At 60.0% G+C, this 12,282-nt stretch carries 10 protein-coding genes; 5 read left to right on the top strand and 5 right to left on the bottom strand.

Annotated features, from left to right (window positions below; all coding sequences use genetic code 11):
- Window positions 1–196: 196 nt before the first annotated feature.
- A complete protein-coding gene (locus AB6803_RS05525) occupies window positions 197–2,746 on the top strand; it encodes a methyl-accepting chemotaxis protein (RefSeq protein ID WP_371107944.1) in 2,550 nt (849 codons plus the stop codon).
- Window positions 2,747–2,825: 79 nt separating this feature from the next.
- Here AB6803_RS05525 and moaA read toward each other — a convergent pair whose 3' ends face one another.
- Window positions 2,826–3,875, bottom strand: coding sequence for a GTP 3',8-cyclase MoaA (gene moaA, locus AB6803_RS05530; RefSeq protein ID WP_371107945.1), 1,050 nt, complete (start codon window positions 3,873–3,875; stop codon window positions 2,826–2,828).
- 134 nt (window positions 3,876–4,009) lie between these two features.
- Between moaA and AB6803_RS05535 the strand changes: the two genes are divergently transcribed.
- The gene (locus AB6803_RS05535; RefSeq protein ID WP_371107946.1) at window positions 4,010–4,384 is read left to right on the top strand and encodes a gamma-butyrobetaine hydroxylase-like domain-containing protein; all 375 of its coding nucleotides are present in this window, start codon (window positions 4,010–4,012) and stop codon (window positions 4,382–4,384) included.
- Between the two features lie 32 nt (window positions 4,385–4,416).
- Window positions 4,417–5,616, top strand: coding sequence for a low temperature requirement protein A (locus tag AB6803_RS05540; RefSeq protein ID WP_371107947.1), 1,200 nt, complete (start codon window positions 4,417–4,419; stop codon window positions 5,614–5,616).
- On the opposite strand, the gene AB6803_RS05545 is transcribed toward AB6803_RS05540, so the two are convergent.
- The gene (locus tag AB6803_RS05545; RefSeq protein WP_371107948.1) at window positions 5,610–6,095 is read right to left on the bottom strand and encodes a MarR family winged helix-turn-helix transcriptional regulator; all 486 of its coding nucleotides are present in this window, start codon (window positions 6,093–6,095) and stop codon (window positions 5,610–5,612) included. The genes AB6803_RS05540 and AB6803_RS05545 overlap by 7 nt on opposite strands.
- 47 nt (window positions 6,096–6,142) lie before the next feature.
- On the opposite strand from AB6803_RS05545, the gene AB6803_RS05550 reads away from it, so the two are divergent.
- Together AB6803_RS05550 and AB6803_RS05555 are read left to right on the top strand one after the other, a co-directional pair.
- Window positions 6,143–7,117 carry an alpha/beta hydrolase gene (locus tag AB6803_RS05550; protein WP_371107949.1) on the top strand — a complete coding sequence of 325 codons (975 nt, stop codon included), beginning with the start codon at window positions 6,143–6,145 and terminating at the stop codon, window positions 7,115–7,117.
- A gap of 57 nt (window positions 7,118–7,174) precedes the next feature.
- The gene (locus AB6803_RS05555; RefSeq protein ID WP_371107950.1) at window positions 7,175–7,783 is read left to right on the top strand and encodes a pyridoxamine 5'-phosphate oxidase family protein; all 609 of its coding nucleotides are present in this window, start codon (window positions 7,175–7,177) and stop codon (window positions 7,781–7,783) included.
- A gap of 54 nt (window positions 7,784–7,837) precedes the next feature.
- Here the strand turns inward: AB6803_RS05555 and AB6803_RS05560 are convergent, their stop codons facing one another.
- The 3 genes from AB6803_RS05560 to fumC form a co-directional block, all read right to left on the bottom strand.
- Window positions 7,838–8,905 (bottom strand): GGDEF domain-containing protein, encoded by a 1,068-nt coding sequence (locus AB6803_RS05560; protein WP_371107951.1) that lies wholly within the window; start codon window positions 8,903–8,905, stop codon window positions 7,838–7,840.
- A 194-nt stretch (window positions 8,906–9,099) separates the two neighbouring features.
- Window positions 9,100–10,707, bottom strand: a complete 1,608-nt coding sequence (locus tag AB6803_RS05565) for a fumarate hydratase (RefSeq protein ID WP_371107952.1) — start codon at window positions 10,705–10,707, stop codon at window positions 9,100–9,102.
- Between the two features lie 182 nt (window positions 10,708–10,889).
- Entirely contained in the window at window positions 10,890–12,281 is a 1,392-nt protein-coding gene (gene fumC, locus AB6803_RS05570; RefSeq protein ID WP_371107953.1) for a class II fumarate hydratase, read from the bottom strand.
- Between the last annotated feature and the right edge of the window lies 1 nt (window position 12,282).

Genomic DNA, 12,282 nt, shown 5'->3' on the forward strand with positions numbered 1-12,282 from the left:
CAAAATCGCAAAACGAGACAGAATTTCGGATTTTTCTTAGATTGCACAAGCTTTTATGTGTGCGCTTAATTCTTATTCAATCTTATTTCCCGAGGCTCCCACTCGGTTTTGCATGACGCAGAAGCATCTACCGCAGCGCAGCAGGAATGATGATCCCGCCTTCGCCGGATACCAACCAATTTGATTGGGGCGTGGCATGTTCTTCATTGATCGTCTTCTGCAAAGTCGCAGGATCGTGACCAAGGTTCTGATTTTCGTCGTGCCGCTGGTGGTGCTGATCGCCGGTGTCGGCATGGTTGGTTATCACACGGCCAATATCCTCAACGGACATATGACCGTGACGCGGGCGACGATCGAAAACATCAGCGATTTCGAGAATTTGCAGGCGGCGCTACAGGAATTCACCACCTCGCCGTCCGACGAGACGCGCCAGGCCCTCACCGGCAAGATCGATGCGCAGGAGGCCGGTGTTCAGCGCCTGAGCGGCCTGCTCAGTGACGACCAGCGCACCAAGATTTCCACCGTTGGCGCCTTGGCGGACAAGATGCGCGCCCAGACTGCTGCTCTTTGGACGATCAGGCAGAAGCAGGACAGCGATGTCGATTCGATCCGCAAGGCGGTGCAGGGCATCGAAGCCGGCGGCAAGGCTGCCGCCAAGCAGATCGACATCATCCGCAAGGAATTCAGCGACAAGGAAACCTTCGCCAAGGAACTGCTCTACGATGCGGCCGCCTACAAAGGCCTGTCCGAAAAGATGAGCAACCTGCGCATTCAGGTGCAGATGGCTGCCGACGCGGATGAGGAAATCACCGATGCTCGTACCTATGCCGATGCCATTCTGAAGCAGTTGACCATCTCGCAAGCCCTCGTGTCCAAGCGCGGCGCCGGATTGGTCAATAATGCCGCAGACGCAGCCAACAAGCTCGACGCTTTGCTGAAGGGGAGCGGCACGTCGGACCAGAAGGTCGAGGCCATGGGGCCGATCCTGCAGAGCTTCGTGAAGATCGAGGGCGACATGACCCTGCAATCGGCCAAGAACAGCGACACCGCCGCCGATCGCTTCGTCAGCCTCGACAAGATCATCGACGGGCAGAAGGAGCTTCTGGACCGCGTCGACGTGGCGCTCGGCATTATCGATCGCTTGACATTGCATGCGTCGCGTATGGAGAATGTCCGCGACGCGACCTCGCGCGATGCCGTCATCGCCGATCTGAAGGATCTGCAGGAGGTCGCCGCCAAGATTTCGGCGCTCGGCCCGACGAATGCCACGATGCGTGATTTTGCTTCGCATACTCAGCCGCTGATCGACGGCGTGACCAAGGGATCGGCCGATCTGCTGCAGACTTCGGCTGATTGGAAGACGACGCGGGTCGACTCCAACGGCATATTGGCGGACGCGATGACATCGCTGCGAAGCTTCGTCGCCCAGGCCCAGGAGATCGGCAAGGAAGACAGCGAGCGTTCGGCCAATGTCTCGGTTATCGCCATGATCCTCGGCACGCTGCTGGCGATCGTCGGTGGCCTGATGTTGGTAGAGACGCTGCGCGGACCGCTGAAGCGGGTGACCGAGATCATGACGCGGCTTGCAAGCGGCGACCTGGAAGTTGCGATCGATGGCCGCAATCGTGGTGATGAGATCGGCGACATGGTGCGCTCGGTCACCGTCTTCCGCGATGCTGCTGTCGAAAACGTACGGCTGGAGCGGGAAGCGGAGAGTGCTCGCGCCCTGTCGGCGGAAGAGGCTGAACGCCGAGCCGCAGACCGCGCCCGCATTGAGGCCGAGCAGAAGCAGGCGCTGAATGCGCTCGCCGACGTTCTTGCCAAGCTTGCCGACGGCAATCTCGAGGAAAGCATGCGCGAAGACCTCTCCGCTGATTTCGTCGAAATGGCCTTCACCTACAATCATGCGATCGAGGCCTTGCGCGAAACGCTGACGGATGTCCGCTACACCGCCGAGGAGATCAAGGGCGGCACCGGCAATCTCGCCATGTCGGCCGACGATCTGGCGCGCCGCACGGAACAGCAGGCAGCCGCGCTTGAGGAAAGCTCGCGGGCGCTGCATCGCCTTAGCGATGTCGTGCGCTCCACCGCCGAGCGTGCCAAGCAGACGGCTGTATCCGTGAACGAGACCCAGGCCTATGCCAGCAAATCCGGCGAAGTTGTCGCCAAGGCTGTCGGCGCCATGAGCGAGATCAATCGCTCGTCGGAAAAGATTGCCACCATCATCGGCGTTATCGACGAGATCGCCTTTCAGACCAACCTGCTGGCGCTGAACGCCGGCGTTGAAGCGGCTCGCGCCGGTGATGCCGGCCGTGGCTTTGCCGTCGTCGCCCAGGAAGTGCGGGAACTGGCGCAGCGTTGTGCCAACGCAGCGAAGGAAATCAAGGGCCTGATTTCCGCAAGTTCGGCGCAGGTGCGCAGCGGCGTGCATCTGGTCGAGCAGACCGGCTCGGCACTATCGGAGATCATCAGGCACGTTACCGGCGTCCAGAAGCTCGTATCCGATATTTCTTCCGCAACGGCCGAGCAATCGACCGGCATCGAAGAAGTCACGCGGGCGGTTGGCGAGGTCGAACTGATCACCCAGAGAAATGCGGCGATGGTCGAGGAGAACAATGCCGAGATCCATGGCCTGCGCCAGCGCGTCGACACACTCTCCGAGAAGATCGACCGCTTCCGGACGGGCGATGGCGACGACATGTATCAGAGCCATGATACCGGAAATAACCGATATCGCGCCGCCTAAGGTTTTAGTTTAGAAAACAGAGATAAATAGCGAAAATGCCGGGATTTTGACCCGGCGTTTTTTGTCTGGATAGCTGAAATCAGCCACCGGTGACGCTCATGTGGCGTGCGACCGCAGGTCTGTTGTGGGTGCGGTCGATGATGAAATCGTGGCCTTTCGGCTTGCGGGTAATGGCTTCGTCGATGGCGGCGTAGACGAGACTGTCGTCTTCGGTGGCCCGCAAAGCGGTTCGCAGGTCGGCGGCATCGTTCTGGCCGAGGCACATATAGAGCGTGCCGGTGCAGGTGAGGCGCACGCGGTTGCAGCTCTCACAGAAATTATGGGTCATCGGCGTGATGAAGCCGAGCCGGCCGCCGGTTTCCCTGACATCGACATAGCGGGCCGGGCCGCCGGTCTTGTAAGGGATATCGGCGAATGTGAATTGTTGCTCGAGGTCGGCGCGCAACTTCGAGAGCGGCAGATACCGGTCGGTGCGGTCTTCCTCGATCTCGCCCATCGGCATCGTCTCGATGACAGTCAGATCCATGCCTCGACCATGGGCGAAGCGCAGCATCTCGGGGATCTCGGCTTCGTTGAAGTCCTTGAGCGCCACGGCATTGAGCTTGATTTTCAAACCGGCCTTCTGCGCAGCGTCGATGCCTTCCATCACCTTGGCGAAATCGCCCCAGCGGGTAATGGCGCGAAACTTGTCGGGGTCGAGCGTGTCGAGCGAGACATTGATGCGGCGCACGCCGCAATCGTAAAGTTCATCGGCATGGCGGGCGAGCTGCGACCCGTTGGTGGTCAGCGTCAATTCTTCGAGATCGCCGGTATGAACGCGCTTGCCGAGTTCGCGTACCAGAAACATGATGTTCTTGCGCACCAGCGGCTCGCCGCCTGTCAGCCTTATCTTGCGCACGCCCTTGGCGATGAAGGCGGAACAGAGCCGGTTCAGCTCTTCCAGCGTCAGCAGGTCCTTCTTTGGCAGAAAGGTCATATTTTCCGACATGCAATAGGTGCAGCGGAAGTCGCAGCGGTCGGTCACCGAAACGCGCAGATAGGTGACCGCCCGGCCGAAGGGGTCAACCATCGGGGACGCATCCGCCACCAGGGGCGATCCGTTGCCTATCGTACCGACAATGCTGTTCACGAAAACCTCCGTTACCATGCTAATGTGTGCATAGGCGATTGTTGCGTCAAGGGAAATGCATTTCGAATGCACTTGCGTGTGAACAAGCGTCGGCCTACTTCTCCGAGCAGGCATTGAAACGCATGGGAAAATCGATGGGCGACGTCTGGCCAACCGAATTGAGAGTATCGAAGGACCGTCATCATCTGGTGGTGAGCTTCAACGACGGCGCAAGCTTCGATCTGTCGGCGGAAATGCTACGCGTGCTGTCGCCATCGGCCGAGGTGCAGGGGCATGGGCCGGGGCAGAAGATCACGGTGCCGGGCAAGCGCAATGTCGGGATCATGTCGATGACGCCGACGGGAAACTACGCCGTACGCATCGGCTTCGACGACATGCACGATACCGGCATTTTCACCTGGACCTATCTACGAGAACTCGGCGAGAAGGGTCCGGAGCTTTTCGCGGCCTATGAGGCTGAATTAAAGGAAAAAGGCTTGAGCCGCGATGCGGCCGGCAAGCCTCGCTAACATAGGCTTTTTTAAAAAAAACGGGGGCAGGCATGGTCGGTCGGGGTAGGGAAAGCTGGCTGCGCGCCAAGGGCGGCAAGAGCGAAAGCAAAGTCTCTTTCATCGAACTGTTTTTCGATCTCGTCTTCGTCTTCTCGATTTCCCAGCTATCCCATGCCTTGGCCGGCCATTTCACGCCGCTTGGCGCTCTTGAGGCCATCATGCTGGTCTTCGCGGTCTGGTGGGTATGGGTGTTCACGGCCTGGGTGACGAACTGGCTCGATCCCGAGCGCATGCCAGTACGCATCATGCTGCTGGTGTTGATGTTCGCCGGCCTAGTGCTCTCGGCGTCGATCCCGGAGGCCTTCAGCGAAAAGGCGATCTTTTTCGCCGTCGCCTATGTCTTCATGCAGGTGGGCCGTTCGCTGTTTGCCGCCTATGTCCTGAGGGGCGTCAATCCCGGCAATTATCGCAATTTCCTGCGCATCTCGAGCTGGCTGATTCTGTCGGGCATCTTCTGGATTGCCGGGGCGATCCTCGGAGGCGAGGCGCAGGTGGTACTATGGCTCGTGGCGCTCGTGATCGAATATGCGTCTCCCGCTTTGGGCTTCCGCGTGCCCGGTCTCGGCAAATCGACCATCGAGGATTGGGATGTCTCCGGCGCGCATCTTGCGGAGCGCTGCGCGCTGTTCATCATCATCTGCCTGGGTGAGGCGGTACTGCTGGCGGGCAAGACCTTTGCGGAGGAGCCGCTTTCCCTGCTGATGATCGCCGTCTTCATCATTGCCTTCGTGGGCACGGTCGTCATGTGGTGGATCTATTTCCAGTTCGGCCATGAGCGCGCCGCCCATCGCATCGAGCACCACGACACGCCCGGCGGCTTGGCGCGGCAGGCCTTCACCTATGCTCATATTCTCATTCTTGCCGGCATCATCCTGAGTGTCGTTGGCGACGAGTTCCTGTTCTCGCATGCCCGCGATCAGGCCGATCTGCACACCGCAGCCGCCATTCTCGGTGGCCCGGCGGTGTTCCTCATCGGCAATCTCTGGTTCAAGGGAGCAACGACCGGTCGGCCGCCGCTATCGCATCTGGCCGGCCTTGCCGGATTGGCGCTGCTGCTTTTGACGCTGCCGATGGTCGTGGTCTATCAGCTCGGTGTTCTTGCGACGGCCGTGCTGATTGTCGTGGCGATCTGGGAGTATGCTTCGTTGTCGCGCGCCGTACCGCTCGCCCGGCCGCCCGGCAATCACTGATCGCCGACGGCTTCCAGCGGTTCGCTTTCGTCCTGCAGCAATAGATCGATGATGCGTTCCATATGCGCCGTCATCAACTCGCATTCCTCGATCGGCGCGCCCGAAAGCATGCGGTCGATGAGACCTGTCTGGATCGCCATGGCTTCCTCGGTCACGCGCCGGCCCTCCTCGGTCAGGTAAAGTCGCAAGACGCGTTTGTCAATTTTATCGCCGCGCCGCTGGATCAGGCCGCGCTTTTCCATCTGCGGCAGGAGCATGCTCATGTTGGAGCGTCCGACCAGCAGCTTGCGGGCCAGTTCCTGCTGTGAAATGCCCTCGAAACGGAAGAGATTGATGAGGATGTCGAGATGCGGCGTCTTGATGTCGAGATGGGCGAGTGCCCGGCCGAGCGACTGTTGCATCAGCTGACAGGCGCGGCCAACGGCGATCCAGCTGCGAAAACGGGGATGGTCCCAAGGTAGGGGTTGATTTTTGTTCATCGTTGTACTTTATTGTTCATAGTTGAACATTTTTTTGGATTCCCACTATGCCATCCTTTGCGCTTAAGGTCACCCGGCTGGGACTGTCCAGCCTTAGTCGCATTTCGCCGAAACTTGCCGGGCAGGCTGCCTTCAAGCTCTTTTGCCTGACGCCGTCGCGCCAGCCCCAGGGCGCAAAGGCCAGGGCCGCTCATGCGGAGGGCAGGGCGCGCCTGAGTTCGGCCGAAGAGATCATGTTGTCGTTTCGTGGCGGTCGGGCGATGGCCTACCGCTTCAATGGCGGGGCCAAGGGTCGGCGCCCTCGCTATCTTGTTGTCCATGGCTGGGGTTCCAGCAGCGAATACATGTCGGAGCTGGCTGCTTACCTCGCCGATACGGGTGCCGAGGTGATCGCGCTCGATCTGCCGGGCCATGGTCGTTCGCCGGGGCGGTTCCTCAATCTGCGCCTCGCCGTTTCCGCCATTGCCGCGGCAGTGGAACGATTCGGTGCCTTTGATGCGACCATCGGCCATTCCTTCGGCGGAGCTTCCATCGCGCTCGCAGCGGCGGGCTTCCTGCCTGATATCGATCCGGTTGTGCCGGAGCGGCTGGTGCTGATCGGGGCGCCGAGCGCGATGGGTTGGTTGTTCACCGATTTTGGCCGGCTGATGGAACTCAATCCGAAGACCCAGATGGCGCTTGAGGCGGAGGTTGGCCGGGTCACCGGCAGACCATTGAAGGACTATGATGCCGGGAGTGGCGTTCGTGATCTCGGCAGGCCGATGCTGGTTGTTCATGCCGAGGACGACAAGGAGGTGAGTGCCGACCATGCCCGCGTCTATGAGAGACTAGGCGGCGATATCCGCATGCTCTGGGCGAATGGCTTTGGCCACCGCCGCATCGTCAGCGCCGCTCCGGTGCTGGAGGCGATCGGCGAATTCCTGGCGGAGGCGCAAACCGCAAACGGAAACGAAAATGCGCTCGAAACCGACGGTGAAACGGTGATATCGTTTTCCCGGACTCGAGCGCGGCGCGTGTCATAGCCACGTCATGCCTTGCGCTTAACCCACTGGATGCGGTTCGAAAAGATGCGAGGCAACATGAAGATCGTCACTTCCGTTGAAGAATTGAATGAACTCTATGGCGGCGCCGGCGAGGCCGCGACCGCCAAGGTGACGAATGCGCTGACGCCGCTTTACCGCTTGATGATCGAGGCTTCACCCTTCATGGCGCTGGCCACTGTCGGCCCGGAAGGGCTGGATTGCTCGCCGCGCGGCGATCTCGGCGGCATCGTGCGGGTGGAGGATGACAAGACGCTGCTGCTTCCCGACTGGCGCGGCAACAATCGCGTCGATTCGCTCGCCAATATCGTCCGCGATCCCCGTATCGCGCTGATGTTCCTGATCCCGGGCTCGAACACGACGATGCGGCTCAATGGCCGCGCGGTCGTTTCCATCGAGGAAAGCCTGCTGGCCAGCTTCGATATGGATGGCAAGCATCCGCGCAGCGTCGTGGTGATCACCATCGACGAGGTCTATTTCCAGTGCGCGCGGGCAGTGATGCGCGCGGAGCTCTGGAATGCGGAGAGGTTCGTCGACCCTGCGAACCTGCCGACGCCCGGCATGTTGCTGAAGGCGGCGAAGGGCGATTTCGATCAGGAAACCTATGACCGCGAATGGCCGGCGCGCGCCGCCAAGAGCATGTGGTAGAAAAAGCCGCCGTAGCCTCCAAAAGAATGATGCCGGCGGCCGTTGGCCTCGATTTTATGTCTTGTAGATAAGCCAACTTTTGGCGAAGTCCTTCTGCATGCCGCCCTGATAGGCATAGCTGCAGTTGCGACCGGCATTCTTGGCGGAATAGAGCGCAATATCCGCCTTGCCGTAGAGTTCACTGGGGTCTGCGGCATCGGACGCCATGCAGACTCCGAGCGAGATGGTGATCGGACCGTAATTCACCCTGGTGCGCGAATTCTTGAATGGCGTTGCCTCCAGTGCGCGACGGATGCGTTCGCAGGTCGCGATTGCTTCCTCGGGCGTATAGCCTTCGAGGATCAGCGCAAACTCCTCGCCGCCGGTGCGCGCAACGAAGGTCTCGCGGCGGACGTTGGCGCGGATGACGGAGGCGACAGTTGCCAGGATCTTGTCGCCGACCGGATGACCGAAGTTGTCGTTGATCTTCTTGAAATGGTCGATATCGGCCAGCACCAGCGCCGTCACGGGCCGGGCCATCTGGCTGTCGAAGACGGCAGCCAGGCGGTCGTCGAAGGCGCGGCGATTGGAAAGCCGTGTCAGCGCATCGGTGTTAGCGATGCGCTTGTATTCGTCCAGCTCCTTGCGGACCTGGTCCATCTCCTGGCTGCGCTGGTTGACGTTCTCGACGGTCCGCTCACCATGCGCCATGGTGTCGCCGGTCGCTTCGGTCAGGATATCGATGGCACCGCGCAACAGGTCTGCGCTATTGTTGTTTTTGGACATGATGCGCTGGCAGGTTTCGCCGAGAAGCCGGTTGTAGCTTTCCAGAGAGGTCTGCTCCTGCTGAAGCGCGCCCAACACGCCATCCAATTCGGTGATGATGCGGGCATGCGCCTCATCGAAAATACGACCGGAATGGCGGGCGAAATGTCGCGCGGCGATCGCGTCCAGCTCTTCCTGCGTGGCATTGCTGCCGAGGGCGGCAAGTTCGCGAGTCAGGACAGGATTGGAGCCGATATAGGCTTCGTAGAACAACTCGTAGTTGCGCGGGATGGGCGCGACACCCATGGACCGCATGGCATAGGTAATCTGTCCTGCCACGTCGGGAATTTGCGCCTTGGGCGCAATCACCGTATTCATCGACGAACTCCATAATATCAATTCATGAAAGCACTAACTTTACTTAGCCTAAGAATCTTTGAAAAGAAATAAGGCAATTAATATCAAATTTTATCTGCAATCTAAGATCCAGAACTAAATGCTTTCATATATAGATATACTTAGCAAGAAGGCGCCGAGTGGCGCCTTCCTTCTCTCTATTCCGGTAAAAGTGGTCAGCCCAGGTTGAGTTCCTGGAAGAAATCGTTGCCCTTGTCGTCGATGACGATGAAGGCGGGGAAGTCTTCCACCTCGATTTTCCACACCGCTTCCATACCGAGTTCCGGATATTCCAGCACCTCGACCTTTTTGATGCAGTCCTGAGCAAGGCGCGCGGCCGGACCGCCGATCGAACCCAGATAGAAGCCCTTGTGCGTCTTGCAGGCCTCGCGCACGGCGCGCGAGCGGTTGCCCTTGGCGAGCATGACCATCGAGCCGCCGAAGGACTGGAACTGGTCGACGTAGCTGTCCATGCGGCCTGCCGTCGTCGGGCCGAAGGAACCGGAAGCATAGCCCGCCGGGGTCTTGGCCGGGCCTGCGTAATAAACCGGGTGATTCTTCAGATATTCGGGCATGCCTTCGCCCTTTTCGAGACGCTCGCGGATTTTCGCATGCGCCAGGTCGCGGGCAACGATGATGGTGCCGGTCAGCGACAGCCGGGTTTTGACCGGATGGCGTGAGAGTTCCGCCAGGATATCGGCCATCGGCCGGTTGAGGTCGATGCGGACCATCGATTCGGACAGCTTCGCCTCGTCGATTTCGGGCATGTATTTCGACGGATCGGTTTCGAGTTGCTCGATGAAGATGCCGTCACGGGTGATCTTGCCCTTGGCCTGGCGGTCGGCCGAGCAGGAGACGCCGAGGCCGATCGGCAGCGAGGCGCCGTGGCGGGGCAGGCGGATGACGCGGACGTCATGGCAGAAATATTTGCCACCGAACTGCGCGCCGACGCCGAGGCTCTGCGTCAGCTTGTGGATTTCCTTTTCCATTTCGATATCCCGGAAGGCATGCCCGCTTTCGGAGCCCTCCGTGGGAAGACAGTCCAGATACCGCGTCGAGGCGAGCTTGACCGTTTTGAGAGTCATCTCGGCCGACGTGCCACCGATGACGATGGCGAGATGATAGGGGGGACAGGCCGCCGTGCCGAGCGTCAGGATCTTCTCTTTCAGAAAATCCAGCATGCGGTCGTGGGTGAGCAATGACGGCGTGCCCTGATAGAGGAAGGTCTTGTTGGCCGAGCCGCCGCCCTTGGCGACGAAGAGGAATTCGTAGGCGTCGGTGCCTTCCTCATAAATGTCGATCTGGGCCGGAAGGTTGTTCTTGGTGTTCTTTTCTTCGAACATCTTGATCGGCGCGAGCTGCGAATAGCGCAGGTTCTTCTTCTCGTAGGCGTCAAGCACGCCCTTGGCCAAGGCTGCGCTGTCGCCGCCTTCGGTCCAGACGCGCCGGCCCTTCTTGCCCATGATGATCGCCGTGCCGGTGTCCTGGCACATTGGCAGCACGCCACCAGCGGCAATATTGGCGTTCTTCAACAGGTCGTAGGCGACGAAACGGTCGTTGTCGGTCGCCTCCGGGTCTTCGAGAATGGAGGCGAGCTGCTTGAGGTGGCCGGGTCGCAGAAGATGGTTGATGTCGGCGAAAGCGGTCTCGGCAAGCAGCCGGATGCCCTCGGGATCGACGGTCAGGATATCCTGGCCCTTGAACGTATCGACGGAGACGTAATCGCCAGAAATCTTGCGATAGGGAGTGGCGTCTGCACCGAGGGGAAAGAGATCGTCAGCCATGCGTGGACCTTTCAATGCCTTGAAGTGGCGGGTTTGGAAACGGTCTAAATCCGGCAGGGTCCAAATGCAATTGCTTGGGTGCGACGATGGAATTTCAAATTAGGAGATTGTCGATGATCACTGACAATCAATCCGGTGTGGGCTCCCGGCGGCTAGTCGGGAGCTCTCTTCACAAGCTGAACTTACTTCGGCCCGATCATCGTCTCCGGCCGGACGATCGCATCGTAGTCCTCGGCCGTAACCAGCCCGCTCGCCAAGGCTTCTTCCTTCAGCGTCGTGCCGTTCTTATGTGCCGTCTTGGCGATCTTGGCGGCGTTGTCGTAGCCGATCTTCGGGGCGAGCGCGGTGACCAGCATCAACGAGCGTTCCAGGCCCGCCTTGATATTGTCCTCGCGTGCCTCGATGCCGACGACGCAATTGTCGGTGAAGGAGACTGCGGCGTCACCGAGCAGTTGCACCGACTGCAGGAAGTTATAGGCCATCATCGGGTTGTAGACGTTGAGCTCGAAATGACCCTGGCTGTCGGCGAAGGTGAGGGCGGCGTTGTTGCCGAAGATGTGGATGCAGACCTGCGTCAGGGCTTCGCACTGTGTAGGATTGACCTTGCCCGGCATGATCGAGGAGCCCGGTTCGTTTTCCGGCAGCGACAACTCGCCGAGCCCGGAGCGCGGGCCGGAGCCGAGCAGGCGGATGTCGTTGGCGATCTTGAAGAGGGCGGCCGCCGCGGCGTTGATGGCGCCATGGCTGAAGACCATCGAATCATGGGCGGCAAGCGCCTCGAACTTATTCGGGGCGGTGACGAAGGGCAGGCCGGTGATCTTGGCGATCTCGTCCGCGACTTTCTCGGCAAAGCCGATCGGCGCATTGAGGCCGGTTCCGACAGCCGTGCCGCCCTGGGCGAGTTCGCTGAGACCCGGCAGCGTCAGTTCGATGCGCTTGATGGCCGAGGCGACCTGTGCCGCATAGCCGGAAAACTCCTGGCCCAGCGTCAGCGGCGTGGCGTCCTGCGTGTGGGTGCGGCCGATCTTGATGATATGAGCGAAGTCGGCGACCTTCTTTTCCAAAGCAGCATGCAGATGTCGCAGGCTTGGCAACAGGTGATGGACGATCTGCTCGGCGCAGGCGATATGCATTGCCGTCGGATAGGTGTCGTTCGACGACTGGCTCATATTAACGTGATCGTTCGGGTGCACCGGCTTCTTGGAGCCCATGACGCCGCCAAGTATTTCGATTGCGCGGTTGGAGATCACTTCATTTGCATTCATGTTCGATTGCGTGCCGGAGCCAGTTTGCCAGACGACCAGCGGAAAATGCTCGTTGAGCTTGCCATCGATGACTTCCTGCGCCGCTTCGGCGATCACTTTACCGAGAGCGGGATCCAGTTGGCCGAGCTCCACATTGGCGCGAGCGGCTGCCTGCTTGACGATGCCCAGCGCGCGGACGATCGACAATGGCTGCTTTTCCCAGCCGATCTTGAAATTGCCGAGCGAGCGCTGCGCTTGTGCGCCCCAATAGCGGTCGCTTGCCACTTCGATCGGGCCAAACGTGTCGGTTTCGGTGCGGGTGGAGGTCATG

This window comes from Rhizobium sp. RCC_161_2, assembly GCF_041355235.1.
GTDB lineage: Bacteria > Pseudomonadota > Alphaproteobacteria > Rhizobiales > Rhizobiaceae > Rhizobium.

What these genes read in the sequence shown, in the direction of transcription:
- AB6803_RS05540 (WP_371107947.1), top strand. Translation starts at nt 4,417, where the DNA reads ATGGTCGGTCGGGGTAGGGAAAGCTGGCTGCGCGCCAAGGGCGGCAAG.
- AB6803_RS05555 (WP_371107950.1), top strand. Translation starts at nt 7,175, where the DNA reads ATGAAGATCGTCACTTCCGTTGAAGAATTGAATGAACTCTATGGCGGC.
- AB6803_RS05550 (WP_371107949.1), top strand. Translation starts at nt 6,143, where the DNA reads ATGCCATCCTTTGCGCTTAAGGTCACCCGGCTGGGACTGTCCAGCCTT.
- AB6803_RS05525 (WP_371107944.1), top strand. Translation starts at nt 197, where the DNA reads ATGTTCTTCATTGATCGTCTTCTGCAAAGTCGCAGGATCGTGACCAAG.
- AB6803_RS05535 (WP_371107946.1), top strand. Translation starts at nt 4,010, where the DNA reads ATGGGCGACGTCTGGCCAACCGAATTGAGAGTATCGAAGGACCGTCAT.
- AB6803_RS05560 (WP_371107951.1), bottom strand. Translation starts at nt 8,905, where the DNA reads ATGAATACGGTGATTGCGCCCAAGGCGCAAATTCCCGACGTGGCAGGA.
- fumC (WP_371107953.1), bottom strand. Translation starts at nt 12,281, where the DNA reads ATGACCTCCACCCGCACCGAAACCGACACGTTTGGCCCGATCGAAGTG.
- AB6803_RS05565 (WP_371107952.1), bottom strand. Translation starts at nt 10,707, where the DNA reads ATGGCTGACGATCTCTTTCCCCTCGGTGCAGACGCCACTCCCTATCGC.
- AB6803_RS05545 (WP_371107948.1), bottom strand. Translation starts at nt 6,095, where the DNA reads ATGAACAAAAATCAACCCCTACCTTGGGACCATCCCCGTTTTCGCAGC.